The sequence below is a fragment of the Deltaproteobacteria bacterium genome, assembly GCA_016709225.1.
Taxonomy (GTDB): Bacteria; Myxococcota_A; Polyangia; order Nannocystales; family Nannocystaceae; genus Xiheibacterium; species Xiheibacterium phototrophicum.
In genome coordinates this window covers 1,706,359-1,724,369 of the sequence record JADJEE010000001.1, presented here as the reverse complement: position 1 = coordinate 1,724,369, position 18,011 = coordinate 1,706,359, and the positions used below count along the sequence as shown (strand labels likewise).

12 protein-coding genes are annotated in these 18,011 nt (G+C 74.1%); 8 read left to right on the top strand and 4 right to left on the bottom strand.

Annotated elements, in window-relative coordinates:
* Positions 1-76: 76 nt before the first annotated feature.
* Positions 77-853, bottom strand: coding sequence for a hypothetical protein (locus tag IPH07_07080; GenBank protein ID MBK6917145.1), 777 nt, complete (start codon positions 851-853; stop codon positions 77-79).
* Between the two features lie 140 nt (positions 854-993).
* On the opposite strand from IPH07_07080, the gene IPH07_07075 reads away from it, so the two are divergent.
* Both IPH07_07075 and IPH07_07070 read left to right on the top strand, forming a co-directional pair.
* On the top strand, positions 994-3,201 hold the full coding sequence (locus tag IPH07_07075) for a hypothetical protein (GenBank protein MBK6917144.1): 2,208 nt from the start codon (positions 994-996) through the stop codon (positions 3,199-3,201).
* The gene (locus IPH07_07070; protein MBK6917143.1) at positions 3,201-3,935 is read left to right on the top strand and encodes a metallophosphoesterase family protein; all 735 of its coding nucleotides are present in this window, start codon (positions 3,201-3,203) and stop codon (positions 3,933-3,935) included. Before IPH07_07075 ends, IPH07_07070 begins: the two co-directional genes overlap by 1 nt.
* Before the next feature lie 21 nt (positions 3,936-3,956).
* On the opposite strand, the gene IPH07_07065 is transcribed toward IPH07_07070, so the two are convergent.
* Both IPH07_07065 and IPH07_07060 read right to left on the bottom strand, forming a co-directional pair.
* Positions 3,957-5,951 (bottom strand): transglycosylase domain-containing protein, encoded by a 1,995-nt coding sequence (locus tag IPH07_07065; GenBank protein ID MBK6917142.1) that lies wholly within the window; start codon positions 5,949-5,951, stop codon positions 3,957-3,959.
* The gene (locus IPH07_07060; GenBank protein MBK6917141.1) at positions 5,948-6,988 is read right to left on the bottom strand and encodes a hypothetical protein; all 1,041 of its coding nucleotides are present in this window, start codon (positions 6,986-6,988) and stop codon (positions 5,948-5,950) included. Before IPH07_07060 ends, IPH07_07065 begins: the two co-directional genes overlap by 4 nt.
* Positions 6,989-7,117: 129 nt before the next feature.
* Here IPH07_07060 and IPH07_07055 point away from each other — a divergent pair, with 129 nt between their 5' ends.
* The 6 genes from IPH07_07055 (at position 7,118) to IPH07_07030 (ending at position 16,933) form a co-directional block, all read left to right on the top strand.
* Positions 7,118-8,701, top strand: coding sequence for a winged helix-turn-helix domain-containing protein (locus tag IPH07_07055; protein ID MBK6917140.1), 1,584 nt, complete (start codon positions 7,118-7,120; stop codon positions 8,699-8,701).
* Positions 8,702-8,715: 14 nt separating this feature from the next.
* Entirely contained in the window at positions 8,716-9,414 is a 699-nt protein-coding gene (lipB, locus tag IPH07_07050) for a lipoyl(octanoyl) transferase LipB (protein MBK6917139.1), read from the top strand.
* A gap of 68 nt (positions 9,415-9,482) precedes the next feature.
* On the top strand, positions 9,483-10,409 hold the full coding sequence (locus IPH07_07045) for a hypothetical protein (GenBank protein MBK6917138.1): 927 nt from the start codon (positions 9,483-9,485) through the stop codon (positions 10,407-10,409).
* Positions 10,406-11,314: a hypothetical protein gene (locus IPH07_07040; protein ID MBK6917137.1), complete on the top strand. Its 909-nt coding sequence runs from the start codon at positions 10,406-10,408 to the stop codon at positions 11,312-11,314. The genes IPH07_07045 and IPH07_07040 overlap by 4 nt, the downstream gene beginning before the upstream one ends.
* A gap of 117 nt (positions 11,315-11,431) precedes the next feature.
* A complete protein-coding gene (locus IPH07_07035) occupies positions 11,432-16,216 on the top strand; it encodes a sigma 54-interacting transcriptional regulator (protein MBK6917136.1) in 4,785 nt (1,594 codons plus the stop codon).
* Positions 16,217-16,492: 276 nt separating this feature from the next.
* Complete coding sequence (locus IPH07_07030; protein ID MBK6917135.1) at positions 16,493-16,933, top strand: hypothetical protein; 441 nt, start codon at positions 16,493-16,495, stop codon at positions 16,931-16,933.
* A 103-nt stretch (positions 16,934-17,036) separates the two neighbouring features.
* On the opposite strand, the gene IPH07_07025 is transcribed toward IPH07_07030, so the two are convergent.
* Entirely contained in the window at positions 17,037-18,002 is a 966-nt protein-coding gene (locus IPH07_07025) for a hypothetical protein (protein ID MBK6917134.1), read from the bottom strand.
* Positions 18,003-18,011: the final 9 nt, after the last annotated feature.

Below are 18,011 nucleotides of genomic sequence, written 5' to 3'. Positions count from 1 at the left end.
TGCGCCGCGAGCTCGGGCCGCGGCGCGAGTCGACCGCGCGGGCGCAAGCGTGACCGCGGGGCCGCGGACGCCGACGTCAGCTGCGTCCGGAGATCACGTCGACGTAGTCGTCGACCGTGTAGAGTCGAGGCTCGCGGCCCTCGCCGAGGTGCTTGGTCGCGAGCAACTCGAGCACCAGCTGCAGCGTCTCGAAGCGGCAGGTCATCGTGTAGTACTCGGCGGCGCCGACCTCGGGCAGGCTCGCGAGTCGCTCGACCAGCCAGCTCGAGTCGTCGGGCGGCGGTGCTTCGTCCGCGAGCGGCGGCATCGGGGTCGGCCGCGCGTGGAAAGTGGTGTCGAGCGGGGGTGCGTCGTCGTCGTCGTCGTCCGGCGTGGCGTCGCCCCGTAGCACCTCGCGCGCCTGATCCACCGGGGCGAAGTGGAGGAACTGGTGCGCCATCAACAGGCGCAGGGTCGCGGGATCGCGGCCGTCACCGATCCAGGTCGCGCCGAGCAGGACCCGCACCAGCTCACCATAGTAAGCGCCAGCCTCGGCCGCGATGAGCTCCGCGACCGGGCCCTTGGCGGTGCCGCGGGCGGTGCGTAGATAGTGATCGACGAACGCCAGCGAAGTCTCGGTGTCGTCGAGCGCGAACCCCAGCGCACGTCGCACGTGATCGCGGAAGGCCTCGGCGAGCGAGGTCGCGAGCGCCTGCGCCGACGCGGACGACACCGGTGCGACCGCGCCGGCGGTGACGCTGTCGTCGTCATGCCCGAGCGAGCGTGGCGTGACGGCGCGTGATGGCGCGCGACCGAGCGCGGGCTCGTCGTCGTCGGGCGCGGGCTCGTCGCGATCTCGGGGCGGTCGGCTCATCGCCCACTCTCGGGTGCGCAAGGCATGGGTGGCGCGCATGCTCTCACGAATCGCCGCGGGTGCGTCGTGGCCGGCTCGCGCCGGTCTGGGCCGGACCGCTTTACAGGGCCCGAGCCCCACGGCTATCGTGCCAGACGCTGGTGGACTCGCCCGACGCCTCGCGGACCACGACCCGACTGTTCGCCTGCGCCTGCGGGTCGACGTTCCCGGCGCTGCGTCGCGTGTGCCTCGATCTGCCCGAGGAGGCGGCGGTGGCCGAGCGACTGCGCCGGCTGGGTCCGTTCGAGGGCCACTGCCCGTCGTGCGGCCGCGCGGCGATCGCCTCGGGTGCGTGGCTCGAGCTCGACGCGCTCGCCCGACTCGCCACGCTGGTGATTCCCGACGATCGTCGCGGTGACGTGCTCGAGGTGCTGGCCGATCATCTCGCGTGGCTGCGCGCGCACGTCGAGCGCGCCGAGCCGTGGCTGCTGCAGCCGAGCCTCTCGCTGCTGCCACCGGGCGAGTCGAGCGAGCGTCGCGAGATCATCGCCGAGAGCGAGACCACCGCCCATCGTGCGCGTCGCCGATCCCAGGTGTTGAGCGAGCGGCCCGCGGCGGCGGCCCCCGTCGCGGCGCCGACCGGCAGCGGCGTGCCGCAGGCGATCGCCAACGACGGCGTGGCCGCTGCGGCGCCGCCCCGGCGCGACATCGGGGCGCTGGTCGGCGCGCTGGTGATCGAAGACGGCGTGCCGACGGTGCGGGTCGAGCTCGACGACGAGCGGCTCACGAAGTGGCGCGACGCCAAGCTCGACGTGCGCCCCGTGCTGCTGCGCGGCCGCGGCTACCCGCTGCTGGGCGTCCGCGTTGTGGTGGCGTGGATGGGGCAGCAGGGCTGCGTCGACGCCTTCGTCGACGTCGGTCGCCCCGACGCCATCGAGGTGTTCCGCCTGCTGTCGCAGCGCTTCGCGGTGCGCGTGCGCGCGTGGGCGCCGGGGGGCGAGCTCACCCGCGACGCCGGCGCGCTCGGGCTCGAGTCCAACGCGGCGCTGTGCCTGGAGTCGGCGCGGGGTCTGCTCGCGCAGGGCGATCATCCGCCCGAGCGCTTCCGCGAGGCCTGCGAGCGCGTCGCCGCCGAGGGTGTCGAGGAGCGGCTCGCGCAGACCAAGGTCACCATCTCGCCCGGGGCTTACCAGCACATCGTCGGCGCACAGGAGGCCACGCGCGCGCTCGAGCACCTCGACCGGGTGTCGCGCAAGGAGACGCTCGCGCGCTTGCTCGAGGTCGAGGGGCTCCCCATGACCGAGTACGACGCGATCCGACGCCGCGTGCTGGCCGGTGCGCTCGAGCACGGCATCGTCGCGCCGCGTCGCTTCTGGCGGCGCGTGGTCGCCTCGGGGCTCGCCGATGATCTCGGCGACTACATCGCCAAGCTGGCCCGCAACCGCGAGCTGCGCGAGGGTGAGGAGGGCGATCTCGACGGCGAGGCCGCGCGCGCGGCATGGCAGGCCATGCTGGAGGTCTGCGAGCGCAAGGACCTCGAGCCGCCCGAGGCGCTGCGACGCGCGCTCGATCTGCCCGAGTGGGACGCGCGGCCGCAGTCGCGCGCGCAGGCCCCGACCGCGGGCGTGATCGACGTGGTCGACGGCGACGCCGCACCCAACCTGCAGGCGCAGCTTTCGGACGTGCGCACGCGCCTGCGGGCGGCGACCGAGTTGCTGCAGAGCAACCGCGCCACGCCCCAGCAGCTCGAGCACCTCTTCGGCGCGCTCGAGCGCTTCGACAACGACGAGCTGCTCGCAATCCTCCCGGATCTGTCCGACCTCGGACCGCGCGCGGTCTCGGGCCTGGTCGGCAAGCTCCGCTCCGATCGTCGCGAGCTGCGGCAGGCCGCCGCGATCCTGCTGGGGATGTCGCTCGATCCCGACGCGCTCGGCCCGTTGTCGGACGCATTGGTCGCGGAGCCGACCAACGTGTGGTTGGATGTCGCCCGCGCGCTCGGGGGCTTCGGGCCGATCGCGCTGCGCCGCCTGTGTCAGCTGCTGCGCCGCGAGGCCGGGTCCCCGCGCGAGAACCTGGCGATCGAGCGTGTGGCTCGGGCCTTGGCCGAGATCGCGTTGTCCGACGGCCCGGCCGACCGGGACGGCGCGCAGCCCGGGCACGACGCGGTCGCGGCCCTCGCCGATGCCCCGGACCCGCGGGTTTCGACCGCGGCCCGTCGCGCGCTTGCTACACTGCGGGACGTGAGCGAGTCGGGCGCAGCGTTCCGCGGTGAGCTGCCGCTGTCCGAGGTCACCGAGATCCGCGGCTTCTCGCGGCGGGCCTATGAGGCGATCATGGTGCCCGAGCTCGAGGTCGAGGCAGACGTCTGATGCGCTACGGCATCTTCAGCGACTCGCACGCGAACATCGACGCGCTGCAGACCGTGCTCCGCGAGTTCGACCGCGCCAAGGTCGACACGCTGGTGTGCATCGGCGACACCGTCGGCTACGGCGCGCAGCCCAACCCGTGCTGCGATCTGGTCCGCGCCAACGCCCGTCACACCATCCTCGGCAACCATGACGCCGCGGTCGGCGGGCGCATGGACTACAGCTACTACTACGACGCTGCTCGGCAGGCGCTCGATCACCACGCCAACCAGCTGTCCGACGCCAACATGGAGTGGTTGCGCGGGCTGCCGTACAACGTGACCGAGGGCGACACCCACTTCTGCCACGGCTCGCCGGTCGACCTCGAGCAGTTCGAGTACATCTTCACGATCGATCAGGCCGCGACCTGCCTGCCGATCTGGCAGCGGCTCGGACAGGTCACGTTCATCGGGCACTCGCACCTGTGCAAGGCCTACGCGCTCGGGCGCGAGCGGGTCTACGAGGTGATCACGAAGCGCTTCGAGATCCACCCGGAGTTCCGCTACATCATCTCGGTGGGCTCGGTCGGGCAGCCGCGCGACCACGACCCGCGCGCGAGCTTCACGGTCTACGACGACGTCGAGCGCACCTTCGAGTTCCTCCGTGTCGAGTACGACGTCGCGACCGCGGCGCAACGCATCTTCGACGACAAGCGGCTGTCGGACAGCTTCGGCGCGCGACTCTTCGCCGGCGTCTAGTACCGTCGCCGACGCGGCGTGTCAGCCGTCGCGATCGTGCCGCACGAGGCCCAGCTCGGCGTGCAGGCCCCGCGCGAGCTCGGCGGCGGAGATCATCCGCTTGCGGTGCATGCGTCGCAGGTGGTGGCGCAGGCCGTCGAGCCACGCGTCGTCGACCTCGCCGCTCGCGAAGCGGCGGCTGAGCCCGTTGGGCGCCGGCGCGAGCGAGGCCAGGTGCACCGCCTGCAGCGGGTTCAGCTCGTCGGCGGCGACGCCGAAGTGATGGCGCGCGGCGGCGTCGATGCCATACACGCCCGGGCCGAGCTCGATGAGGTTGAGGTAGAGCTCGAGGATGCGGGCCTTGCCGACCGCGGACTCGAGGCGCGCAGTGAGGTAGGCCTCCTGGAGCTTGCGGGCCAGCGATCGATCGACGCCGAGCCAGAGGTTGCGCGCGGTCTGCTGGCTGATCGTGCTCGCGCCGCGCCGCACGCGGCCGCTCACGACGTTGTGCCAGAACGCGCGCTCGATCTGCTCGCGATCGAAGCCATCGTGGTACCAGAACCCGGTGTCCTCGAGCGCGATGAAGGCGGCGGCGATCCGCGGCACCCGCGACAGCGGCACATAGCCCGGCGCGCCTGCAGCCAGCACGCGGTCGATCGTGCGGCCCTCGTCGGTCGCAAAGCGGTGGCGGTAGGGCCCGCGCAGCGCCTGGAGATCGACACCCGAGGGATCGGTGGTGGTGCGGCAGCGCTCGAGGAATGGGAACGCCAGCGACAACGTGCCGGGCGGCGGCGCCGACACGTCGTCGGTGTCGGTCGCGGCCAGGGCATCGAGCGAGAGCGAGAAGTCGAGGCGCGCGTCGATGTTGCCCGACAGCTGCGCACCGACCAGCGCGTCGCCGAGTCCGCGCGGCAGGGAGTCGAGCAGCGCCTGACACGGCAGCTCGGCCAGGTCGACATCGACCTCGACGTTGCGCCCCTCGAGGCTGGCCGCAGTCGCCAGGCGAGCGTCGCCGTGGGCGAGCCACAGCTGCGCCGAGCCGCCGCCCTCGCCGTCGAGTGCGAGATCACCGTCGATCGTGACCGGACCGAGTCTCACCGCGCTCGGCGCGAGGCGGCGATCGTCGATGCCGACGCCGGCGATCACGAGGGCCTCGGCGTGGGCCCGGATCGGCGCCTGGGTCGTGAGCTCGAGTGCGCCGTCGAGGGTCGCGTCCGCGAGCGCGAGCTGCAGGCGGTGGCCCGCCTGCAGCCGCGCGAGCCGGGGCGCCAGCCCGAGCGCGGCCAGCGGGAACGACTGCGCCGCCAGCTCGACGTCGCCATTGTCGCGATGCAGCGTGATCGTCAGGCGCTGCTGCGCGCTCGGGTCCCGCAGCGTGACCGCGAGCCGTTCGTCGTCGACGCGCCCGCTGGCGCTCAGCGCGTTGCCGCCGTCGGGGGTGAAGGCGGCCTCGAGCAGCCAGGCGCCGTCGCTGCGGCGCACGTCGAGGTGATCGAGGGTCGCGGTGAGCTCGGCGGGCCCCTCGATCTGCCCGCTCGCGCGCAGCGACGGCCAGCCGGCGCGATCGACCGTGAGCACGGTGTCGTTCAGCCGGAGCTCGGCGCCGCGCGGGAGCTCGAGCGCGAGCGGGTCGACCACGCGGATCTCGAGCGGCACGCCGCCGTTGCGCACGCGCCAGGGGTCGACGGCCGCCGCGGCCGCGGCCGCGGTCGGATCCTCGCCGGGGGTTGCGGCGGTGGTTGCCGGGGTGTCGTGGTCGTCGCGCCCGCGGACCTCGAGCGCGTGGACGGCCACGGCGATCGTGCGCCCGTCGCTGCCGATGTCGATGCGATCGGCCGCGAGTGCGCGCGTGCCCACCACGGCCTCGACCCCGATCAGGTGGAGCCCGCCCACGTCGACATCCCACGCCGCCACGGTGGCGCCGCGGGCTGCGAGCTGCGACGCGGCGGCATCGAGCGCGCCCGCCTCGCACCACGGCGTGGCGGCGGCCAGCAGCAGCAGGCCCGCCTGTGCGCCCCGCTGCAGGCGAGGTGTCACTGCAGCATCACCGCCGCCGAGCTCGCGCGGGTCTCCGGCACGCGCAGGATGAGGCGATCGATCGTCTCGGCGACGAGCGCGGGGTAGGGCATGCCCGCCGCGAGCGCGACGCGGGCGACCACGCCGTCCTTGGCGAGGCTCGGCAGCGGCTCGACCTCGAGCACGACCTCGTTGTGGCGGTCGTGGACGATCATGTCGACGCGCGAGATGCCCTCGTGCAGGCCGAGCGCCGCGGCGGCCCGCCGGGCGATGTTGTGGATGCCGTCGAGGCGACCCCGCGACAGTCGCGGCGGGCAGGTGAGCTCGCGCCCGCCGTCCTCGTACTCGACGCGCTCGGCCGAGCCGAGCACACGGTCGCCCAGCAGCACCACCTGGATCTCGCGGCCGGCGGCGGCGCGCTCGAGCAGCAGCTCGTGGTCGAGCGCGAGCGCGCGCTCGATGGCCTCGCGCACGTGCTCGACGTCCTGCAGCACCGTCACGCCCAGGCCGTGGGCCCCGCGGCGGGGCTTCACGACGCAGGGCCAGCCGAGCAGCGCCAGGGCCCGCTCGCTCGCCCGCATGTCGCGACCCAGGGCCACCGCCGGGAGCACCGGGACGTTGTGGTAGGCCAGCATCTGTCGCGCGCGGACCTTGTCGAAGGCCAGCGCGACCGAGCCGGCGCCGGGTCCGAAGAAGGGGATGCCGCGTACCGCCAGCAGCGACTGGACGTCGCCGTGGCCGCCGCGGCGCCCGTGCAGGGCCAGCAGGCAGGCGTCGACGTCGGTGCTGCGGAGGGTCAGGTCGAGGTCCTCGTCCGCCGCCAGGACCTTCGCGCCGTGTCCCAGCTCGCGCAGGGCGTAGGCGAGATCGCCGGCGCTGCGGAGATCGACCGCGGCCTCGATCTCACGGTCGTAGCGGGCCAACATCGCGTCGTCGGCCTCGTAGGGCTCCGCCGCGGCGTCATCGTGGTCCGCTGTGCCGGTCTGGGGTGCACGGCGGGGGCCGGCCCCGCGGGTGGGTCCGACGGACAACAGGACGCCGAAGGTGAGCGGACGCATTGCTCCGGCCGCTAGCAGGGCTTGCCAACTGCACGCAAGTTTTCGGATAGTCGGGGCCGAAACGAGCGCCGACGCCTCGACTCCGCCCGTTCCCTCAAGGGGCTCGTCGAGCGACGGTAGGACAATCGGATGACCTTCCTCGAGGCCGCGATCGAGATCCTTCGCAACGCCGCCGAACCGCTGCACTTCGCCGAAGTCGCCAAGCGGGCGGTGGCCGAAAACCTTCTTTCGCACGTCGGGCGAGACCCCGAAGCTGCGATGCGGAGTTGTCTCAACTCCGCGTCGCGCATGGGCAACGACGACGAGCCGCCGCTGATCATGCGCGACAAGCCCGGCTTCTACGTCGTGCGTGCCGGCGCTGCGCTGCCGCCGTCACCCCCGCGGCCGGCACCACCCATCGTGGTGGCGCCGACCCGTGCCGTGCCGTCGCGCGCCCCGACGCCGGCCGTCCCCGCGGGCCGTGACGGCGGTCGTCGACACAGTGAAAATCCCAGGAGTTCCCAAGGTATGGACGGAAAGTCTAAAGTGAGATCGCGACGCCGTGGTGCGGCCGCCGAGGGTGAGCCCGAGCAGGCCGCGGCGGTCGAGACCGCCGAGTCGGCGAGCGACGCTTCGATGCCGCGCACGTCGCGATCGGTGGAGTTCGTGGCGCCCGAGGGCTCCGGCCTCGACGGTGTCACCGACGTGGCGTTGGTGATGGCGAACGCGATGTCGCGGCTGGTCGAAGAGCGGCCGGAGCTGCGCCACGAGCTCGACGCGATGCAGCAGCAGGCCGAGCCGACGCGGGCCCGCGACGCCGAGCGCGAGCCGCCGCGGGATCGCGATCGCGATCGTGATCGCGATCGTGATCGCGATCGGGCCGCGACCCGCGACGATCGTGGGCTCGACGATCGTGGCGGCCGCCGCCGCCGTCGTCGTCGTCGTCGCGGCAAGCGGGTCGAGTGGACCGGCGGCGCCGAAGCCCGCCCGGCGACCGCCGCCGACCGTCTCCTCGACGAGGTCGCTGGCGTGCTCGAGGCCGCCGGCGCCCGCTCCCTGCACGTGCGGCAGATCGCGGAGCAGCTCGCCGCCAAGGGGGTGCTCGGCGGCGAGATCTCCGAGATCGAGCGGGCCGCCACGGCCATGCTGCTGATCGACGTGAAGACCCACGGCCGCGCCTCCCGCTTCGCGGCCCGCGGCGACGCCCGCTACCAGCTCCAGGGCACGCGCGTGCCCGACCGCGCGGCCAAGGCCGAGGCCGCCCTGCGCGAAGCGTTGCGCGAGGTGGAGCAGGAAACGCAGGCGCAATTCGTTCAATGGTTGCAGTCTCTTGGCGCCCGAGCCCTCGAGTCCCTCGTGAGGATCTGGCTCCGCACCGAGGGCTACCCACTGCAGGCCTCGCTGCCGCCGGGTCGCGGGGTGGGGCGCCTGGTGGTCGAGGACGCGGAGGCCGAGGACGAGGACCAGCGCCTGCTCGCGGTGATCGTCCCGCGGCGCACCGCGCTCGACCCCAAGGCGTGGGAGGGTGAGCCCGAGCGCCACGGCTGCGCGGGCGTGCTGCTCTTCGCGATGGCCGACGGCGGCGAGGAGGTCGTCCCCGACGCGCGCGTGATCGGGGCCGGCGAGCTGGCCAGCTGGCTGCGCGAGCACGGCATCGGCGTGCAGAAGCTCCGCTTCGACGTGACGGTGCTCGACCCCACGGTCATCGAGTCGGTGGCCGGACTGGACAGCTAGGCGCGGGCGGGCGCATGGCGCAGGAGTCCGACGCCGCGCCCCTGCGGGCCGCCTGGCTGGGGCGGATGCCCTTCGCGCCGGCGCTCGAGCTGCAGCTCGCGCTGCGCGAGGCGGTCGCCGACGGGCGGGTCGCGCCGACCCTGCTGCTGGTCGAGCACCCGCCGGTCGTGACGCTGGGGCGGCGCGGGGCCCGGAGCGACGTCCTGTTCAGCGACGCCCAGCTCGCGGCGTTCGGCGTCGAGGTCTGCGAGACCCCGAGGGGCGGGCAGGTGACCCTGCACGCGCCCGGGCAGCTGGTCGCGTACCCGATCGTCCCGATCGGCTTCCAGGTCCGACGCCATGTGACGCGGCTCGGGCAGGCCGCGGTCGAGCTGCTCGCCGAGCTCGGGGTCGCCGACGTCGAGCTGCGCACCGACCCCTTGGGGGTGTGGTATCGGCCCGGCATGCCGGAGCGGGCCAAGCTCGCCTCGATCGGGGTCCACGTCAGCCGCGGCGTCACCGTGCAAGGGATCGCCGTCAACCTCGCGGTCGACCGGCGGCTGTTCGCCGGCCTGGTGTCGTGCGGGATGCCAGGGGTGTCGATGTCGAGTGCGGTCGACGTCGGCGGCGCCGAGATCGCGATCGAGACGGCGGCGTGGGCCTACGCGGGGCGCTTCGCGGCGCTGGGGGGGGCCACGCTCGCGCCCGTCGCTCGCGACGCGTTGTTGCCGTGACGCCGCGGTCGCGATCACGCGTCGGCGCCCCGGGTCTGCTAGCATCCCGCCGCGACGGTCGACCCCGGATGCGCACGGCGAACCCACGCTCGCGGGCCCTGCTGACGGGGCTGGTCGCGGCCCTCGCGGCCTGCCGCGAGCCCGCGCCGGTGGTCGACGAGGCCACGCGGAGCTTCCGCCTGCAGGTCGAGAACGTGATCGCGCGCCCGATCGACGGCGCCGTGCCGAGCGCGGCTGCGGTGCGGGACGGGTTGGCCACGGCCGCGGCGCGACGCGCCTCCTTCCAGGCCGACGCCGCGGCGGCGACGCTGGTGACCGACGTCGCGGTCGGCGAGGTCGAGAGCGCCGCCGGCGGTCGAATCCTCCGCGTGGAGTTCACGGCCGCGGTGCCCGACGGCCTGCAGGCCCTGCTCGGCGCCGAGCTCGATGCCACCATCGAGCTCGAGCGCAACGACGGCACGCTGAGCGCGGCCGAGGACCTGCCCGTCGCCCTCGCGCGCGGGGTCGGCGTGCTGGATGCCAAGCTGCAGCTGGCGACCGGGGCGATGGCCCAGGCCAAGGCCCTGCTGGACGACGAGGACCCCGAGATCGTGGTGCTCGCGCTCGAGCACATCGCGCGCAAGCGTTGGCGCAGCCTCGCCGCCGACGTCGCAGCGCGGTTGCCAGCGGCCGACGAACGGGTGGCTGCCGCCGCCATCGAGGCCCTCGGTGCGGTCGGCGGGCCCGAGCACACCGCAACCTTGTTGCGGAACACGCGGCTGGCCGATCGGGACCAGGCCGAGCGCCTCTACGAGGCACTGGCGACCCTGGGTGGCGACCAGGCCCGCGGCTTCCTTGAGTTCGCCGCGCGCAACGAGGACGATCCGAGCCTGGCGGAGGTGGCCCAGCGTGCGCTGCGCCGGCTCCAGGGGGCCGGAGAGCCGCTGGGCGAGGTCGTGGCCGAGAGCGCCGCGGAGGAGCCCGAGGGCCGCGGTCTGCGGGGGCACCGACCATGAGCATTGGGTTGGCGCTCGCCGCCGCGGTCGCGTCGGTCCCCGTGGGCGTTGCGCCAACTTCGGTGGCAGCCGGGGAGCCGACGGCGGCGCTGACGACGACCCCGGCGCCGGGCGGCGTTGCCGAGCCGCCCGCGGCGACGGCTCCACCGGCCGCCACGCCGGCCCCAGATTCCGCGGCGGCACCCGAGGTGCCCGCCACGGTCGCGCCGGTGGCGGTCGAGTCACCGCCCGCGACCGCGGCACCGGCCCCATCCACGCCCGGGCCGACCCCGGATGCCGTGCCCGCGGCCGCCGACGCGACGCCGTCCACCGGGGAGGCACCCGCCGGGCCACCCGAGGCGGTGGGCAGCGACGAGCCGCCGCTGCCACCGGCGCCGCCGCGGGCCACGGGCCGGATCCGCAGCGGTGGCTACACCGGGGTGGGCTGGTTCGCCCTCCGCTTCGCGCTCGAGGGCGGGCTGCTGCCGGCGGGTCGCCGCACGTTGTCGGCGGGGATCGGCTTCGAGGGCGGCTGGCGGCCCCATCGCGTGTTCGGCGTGCTCACCCGCTTCGCGAGCTGGGGGTCCACCGTCGAGCAGCGGGTGGTGCAGGACGATGCCGGCGACCCGATCGCGGTCCGTGACGCCGGGATCCTCAACGGCTGGGACGTGCTGGGGATGCGCCTGTTCGTGCCGCTGCGCGGCCGCATCGAGCCCAGTGCCGACGTCAGCTCGGGCTTCGCGGTCGAGCGCCGGCCCTTCGACCCACGCCGGACGTGGGCCACGGTCCGCATCGGCGCGGGGGTCGGGGTCTGGCTCGCCCGCACGGTGACCCTGCGCCTCGAAGCGAGCTGGCGGCTGCTCGCCCGCCGCTCCGAGCTCCGCCACTACGTTGGCGGCACCCTGGGCTTCTCGGTCCACTTCTGAGCCCGGGCGCTCCGCCCCGGTGACCTGCGTTGGCGACATTCGCCGACGAATCGGGCCGCGCTGCGGATCTGCGCCAACAAAAGTGCCATCATGCGGTGTCGAAGCTCCGGCCCCGCCATGACGACCGTCCCCGCCGCCAACATCGATGCCGACGCGCTGCGCTCGCGCTATGTCGAGGTGCAACGGCTGGCGGACGGCGCCGAGGGCGGCAGCTTCCTCGCGCGGGAGCCCGGGGGCGCCAAGGTGGTGTGCAAGCCGGTCCCTGCGGCCTCGCTCCCGGCGGTCCGCTTCGCGTTCGACCTGCTGCGTGCGGCCGCATCGCCCCACCTGCCCGCGCCGCGGGAGCTGTGGACGGGCCCCAGCGGGCACCCATGGATGATCACGGACTGGATCGAGGGCGCGCCGATGGCCCCCGCGCGACAGCCCGCCGATGTTGCGTTGGCCGAGGTGCTGGCGGTCGCGCGGGCGTTGGCCGTCATCCACCGCGCTGGCACCCACCACGGCGACGTCAGCCTCGGCAACGTCGTGGTGACGCCGACCCGGGGCTGCGTGCTGGTCGACCTCGCCCAGCTCGGACGGCTCGGCAGCGGCACGCCTGGGTTCCTCGCCCCCGAGGTCCTCGCCGGCGGTGGTGGACCGGCCGCCGATCGCTTCGCCTTGGGCTCGCTGGCCTGCGCGCGGTTGTTCGGTGAGGTGCCGTGGCGACGCCCGGAGGCACTGGTCGGGCTGACCGCCGCCGCGGTGCGAGCCCGGCTCGACGCGCTCGGTGCCAACGGGCTGCAACCCGCCGTCGTCGAGCTGCTCGCGGGCCTGCTCGACCCCGATCCGACGCGGCGGCCGGCCGACGCGGCCGCACTGGTCCATCGTCTCGAGCAGCTGCAGTGGCTTGCCCGCGCCGATCGGCCGGCGCTGCCGGTCGCCCGCTGGCACCTCCCCACGCGGGCGCCCTACCGCGGGGTCGACCCGGCGCCGTGCGTCGCGCGGGTGATCGCGGGGCCGGCCGCCGATCCACTGCGGCTGGTGGTGGTGGCGGGCCCCGACCACAGCGGTCGACGTCGGCTGGTCGAGGAGATCGTGCAGGGCGTGCAGCTCGCCAGCACCCGCGACGCGCGGCTCGCCGAGCCGGTGCATGACGACGATCCGAGCGCGTGGCTCGAGCGGTGGTTGACGGCGCCCCCGGGCGCCGTGATCGGCTGGCGGCTGCCGCTCGACGCCGCGACGCTGCCGCGACAGGCTGCGACCGCGGTCGCAGCCGCCTCGCTGACCCACGCGATCGCCGTGGTCGCGGCCCCGCCCGCCTGGGCCGACGCGCTGGCGTCGTTGGCGAGCCCGGCGGTGATGCTCGTGCACACGCGGCCATGGCAGCGCGACGAGCTGGATGCCGCGCTCGCGGAATCCTACGACGGCGAGTCCCAGGCGGTGCGCGAGGCCGTCCTCGCGCACACCGGTGGCTGGTCCGGTCGCGTGGTGCGGGCATTCGCCGCCTGCGCGCGGGCCCGCGACCCGCTGTTCGATCGCACCGCGATCGAGCGGGCGCTCGCCGCCACCTCCGAGGCGGAGCCGATGGTGCCCGCGATCGCCCGCGCGGTGCTGCGCGCCCACTGGCGTGTCGCCACGGGGGACGAGGCGCGCGCGCTGCCGGGGCACCTGCACGACGGCGAGCAGCCGCTCGGATCGGCGGTGATGGCTGCCCGCGTCGGGCTCGGCGATGACGCGGTCGAGTCGCTGGCGCGTACCGAGCTGGCCGGCCACGACGATGCGAGTCTCTCGCTCGCACTCGATGCCGACGCCGCCGCAGCGGTGCAGTCACGGGTCCAGCGCCAGCCGCCTCGCCCGGGCAGCGCCGACGCGGCGGCGCTGGTCCGGTGGGTGCAACGTCGCCGCGGCGGCGTGCCGCCGTCGGTGCTGGCGATCACCGCGCGGGTGCTGCTGGCCGAGGGGGCCTCGAGCGCCGCGCTGGCGCTGGTCGATGCTCGCCGCGAGCCCGAGCTCTCGCTCGAGGCGGCGCGTGCGTTGCAGCGGCTCGGTCGGGCCGAGGATGCGTTGGCCCGCCTGCCGCGTGCACCGGCCGGCACCCGGGGCGACCTCGCCTTGCAGATCGAAGGGCTCGCGCTGCGGCTGTTGGTCGATCTCGGTCGGGCCGAGGAGGCCGTGCGCGGGATCGACGATGGTGCGCTCGCCGGCCACGGCATCGGCTGCGCCACCTTCGGCCTGTGGGCCGGCTATGCCCGGCTCGCGATCGACGATCGCGAGGGCGCCGAGCGAACCCTGGCGGCGGTCGACGCCGCGGTCGCAGGGCTCGACGATCCGCGCGCGGCCGGGCTCCGTGCGCGCGCACTGCAGCTGCAGGGCAACCTCGCGCTCGCACGCGGCGAGCTGGCCCGCGCCGCCAGCGTGTGGGCAGCGGCGGCGGCGGCATTCGTCGAGGGTGGTGAGCCTGTCGGCGAGCTCGCGCTGCGGGGATCGCTGTGTGGCCTCTGCGTGCAGAGCTTCGCCGCCGAGGGCCTCGTGCACGGACGCGTCGCACTGCGCGGCTTGCTGGTGCGGGGCGATCACGATGCGCTCGCGACCGCGGCGGTGAACCTCGCCCAGCTGCTCGCGCGCACCGGCGCGCGCGACGAGCTGGCGGTGCTGTGTCAGGGGCTCGCGACCGCGCTCGGGGCCTGGGCCCCAGCGGCGGCCCAGGCCCGCCGCGAGCGCGCGCAGGCCGAGCTGGCATGGTGCGACGCGGTCGCGCGCAGCGATCGCGACGGCTGGCAGCAGGCTCGCAATGCCTTCGACCACGCCGCCCGGCGGCTGGCGCGGTGTGAGCTCCACGCCGAGGCCAGCGAGTCGTGGGCACGTGCGTGCGCGTGTGCCCGCGCGGCCGCGCGGCTCGACGTCGCCGCCGGCGACCTCGCGAGCGCGCGCCTCGAGGCCCGTCGCGCGGGCGACGATGACCCGTGGCGGATCGTGGTCGAGGAGTGTGCGCTGGCGGCCGCCCGCGGCGTGAACGAGCGCAGTGCGGCGGCCCTGTCGTCGCTCGGCAGCGATCAGCTCGACGGTTGGCTCGCGCGCGGCCAGCTCGATCGCGCGTGGGCCGTGACGCGCACTGCCTGGGCCGCGACCCGGGTCGGGCTGCCGCTCGGCCATCCCCAACGCGAGCGCATGGCCCGTCGGGTCCTGCACATCCAGGAGAGCATCATGGACAAGACAGCTGCGGCCGATCGTGCCGCCGTGCGGACCGCGTTGTGGGCGGAGAGCGAGCGAGAGGCGCTGCGCGACCTCGTCGACGCGACCGCGCCCAGCGAGCCCAGCCCCGCCGTGGGCGCAGCCTCGCCCGCCGGCCTGCCGCCGGTCGGGCCGCGCGCCGCCGATCACCTCGAACGGTTGCTGCGGATCCATCGCCGGCTCGCCCGCGAGGATCGCCTCGAGCCCCTGCTCGAGCAGGTCATCGATGCGGTGATGGAGCTGACCGACGCCGAGCGCGGCGCCATCGTGGTGCTCGCGGGCGACGGCACCCGTCGCGAGCTGACCCGCGAGCTGGGGAGCAGTGGCCAGGCGGTGCAGTTCTCGCGCTCGATCATCGATCGCGTGATCGAGGGTGGCGAGCCGGTGCTCAGTGTCGACGCCGCCGCCGACGATCGCTTCGACGGCTCGCGCAGCATCAGCCACCTCAACCTGCGATCGGTGCTCGCGGTGCCGCTGTCGTTCCGCGGGGAGCGACTGGGGGCGATCTATGTCGACCATCGGCTGCGACGCGGCAACTTCGTCGAGCACGACCTCGAGCGGGTCGAGGAGTTCGCCGAGCTCGCCGCCTTCGCGATCGCCCATGCCCGCGCGCTCGCGGCGGTGCGGGACCAGGCCGCGCGGCTGGCCGAGCAGCACGAGCGCCTCGCGACCCTGCTCGAGGCCCGCGACGTCGAGGTCGTGGGCCTGCGTGCGCGCGTGGCCGAGGTCGAGACCGGTGGCGAGCGCCACGGTCTGGTCGGCAGTGCGCCGCCGATGCAGCGCGTCTATCGGCTGGTCGAGCGGCTCGCCGACACCGACGTGCCGGTGGTGGTCTATGGCGAGAGCGGCACCGGCAAGGAGCTGGTCGCCCGCGCGATCCATCGCGCCGGCTCGCGGCGCGACAAGCCGTTCGTGGCCGAGAACTGCGGTGCGATCCCCGAGACCTTGCTCGAGAGCGTGCTGTTCGGCCACGCCAAGGGCGCCTTCACCGGCGCCGATCGGGCCAAGCCGGGGCTGTTCGAGGCCGCCCATGGCGGCACCATCTTCCTCGACGAGGTCGGAGAGACCAGCGCCGCGATGCAGACCAAGCTGCTGCGCGTGCTGCAGGAGGGCGAGGTCCGTCGGGTCGGCGAGAACGCCTCGCGGCCGGTCGACGTGCGGGTGATCGCGGCCTCCAACCGCGACCTCGATGCGATGGTGGAGCAGGGCCGCTTCCGCCGCGACCTCTACTATCGCATCCACGTGGTGCGGGTCGAGCTGCCGCCACTGCGCGCTCGCACCGAGGACATCGGCGCGCTGGTGCAGCACTTCTTGGTACGCCGCGGCGGCCAACGCTTGACGGTGCTGCCCGCGACGCTGCGGGTCCTCGCCAGCTACGCGTGGCCGGGCAACGTGCGCGAGCTCGAGAACGAAGTGCAGCGTTGGATCGCGCTGTGCGACGACGAGGTCGGACCCGAAGACCTCTCACCCGCGCTGTCGGGCGGCGAGCCGGCGCTCGACCCCGACGACCTGCGGATCCGCCCGCGGGTCGAGCGACTCGAGCGCGACCTGATCGATCGCGCACTCGATCGCGCGCGCGGCAACCAGACCAAGGCGGCCGAGCTGCTGGGCCTGTCCCGCTTCGGTCTGCAGAAGAAGCTGCGCAAGCGCAGTGATCCCCACGCCGACGACGCCGACGGCTCCGAGCCGTGAGCACGCGGCGCGACCCGCCCCAGCGCGACAGGGCGCTGCGCCGCGCGGCGGCGTCGACGACGGCGCCGATCACTGCCGCCGCCACCCGGGCTCGCGCCCGGCGGCCCGGTTGGGTCGGGCGCCGCGCGCCGACGCCGGCGTTGGCGACGACGCCAACCTGGTTGGCCGCTCGGCGGGGTGGGGCCCGCGTCGCCACGGGGTTCGTCGCGCGGCGCGCTTCCTGCAGTCGTGGAGACCCCGAGACTTCGAGACTTCGAGACTTGGAGTAGACTGGTCATGGTCGTGCCCACCACCCGCAGCTCCCTCGGTCTCATCGCGTTGGTCGCGATGCTGGCGTCGGCCTGTGCCACCCACGAGGCGGGCCCGGCCTTCCGCCGCGCGGTGTTGTTCGGCGACCGCGGCATCTCGCTGCCGTTGCCGCCTCCGAGCCTCGTCGACGCGCCCGAGCAGGACGTCGATCTCGAGGGCACGGTCGAGGGCGACGACCTGCTGCCCGCCGACGCCCGGGTCCACGTCGAGGACCTCGAAGGGGACGCGTCCGCGATCGTCACGATCGGCCCTGACGACCGCTTCACGGTCGAAGGCCTGCGGATCGACGTCACCCGCCACTGCTTCGAGGTCTGGGTGGCGAGCGCGAGCGGCGAGAGCGAACACGTGTTCGTGCAGGCGGCGATCGAAGGCGCGAACGGCCTGCGCACCCACGTCGGCTGCGACTAGCGGGAGGCTCGCCCGAATTGCGAAGCGGGCGTGGACGCTGTTGTCGCGTCGGCACGCCCGCTCGGCGGGAGCCCGAGCCGCGGTCACCCGCGGCGAGCCGGCGTCACTTGGTGCGCTTGGCCTTGAACGGCATGTAGAAGGTCGCGCCCAGCTGGAAGGTGACGTTGTGGAACACGTCCTTGTCGGCCTTCGTGAGCTGCGGCGGGATGTCGGTGACCGTGGTGTTGAGGCCCGCGATGTTGTTGCGGGTCACGATGTCCTGGAACTCGAGGTTGAGCGAGACCCAGTCGGCGAGGAACAGGTTGAGGCCTGCACCGAAGCTGCCGCCGATCTTCACGCCGGTGTCGGCCTTCACCGGGTGCAGCAGGCACTCCTGGTTCTGGCCACCGCCGGCATCCTGACAGAAGGTCGGCGAGTTCGGGTTGGTGTCGAGGTTCAGCAGGTCGGTCGTGCTCTTCGCGTTCTTGTAGTGCTTGTTCCAGCCGACCAGGCCGAGACCGCCGAAGAGGTAGATGTCGTACTCGGTGAAGATCGCCGAGAAAATCCCGAGCTTGCCGGAGAACGGGGTGAACACGACGTCGAGGCTCGACTGCCACTGTGCGCGCGTGAGGCCGGCACGGAAGTCGTGCTGCAGCGGCGCCGGGTTGTCGTCCTCGCCGGCGGGGCGGCACGGGGCCGCGGAGTCGGCTGGGCAGGCCGCCGCGCCGGGCAGCGACGTGTCCGGATCACCCGGCGCGATGCCGTCGGGCAGACCGCCGTTGTTGATCGCCTTGAGCAGCTTCGAGTCGAGCTTCACCACGCCGTAGCCGAAGCCGGCACGGATCCCGACCCAGTCGGTGAAGTGGACGCCGACGCGCGCGCCGACGTAGCCCATGTGCACGAACGGCTGCGACAGGCTCATGCCGACGTACGGCGTCAGCTGGAAGCGGAACTTCCGCAGCTGCAGCTTCTTGCGGACGATCGGCTCGCCCTCGAGGACGCCCTTCTTGCGTGCGTGGGCCTGATTGGGCGCCCACAGACCAAAGGCCGAGAAGGCCGCGACAACGGTGAGGATGGTACGAGTCTTCATGGTCGTCGG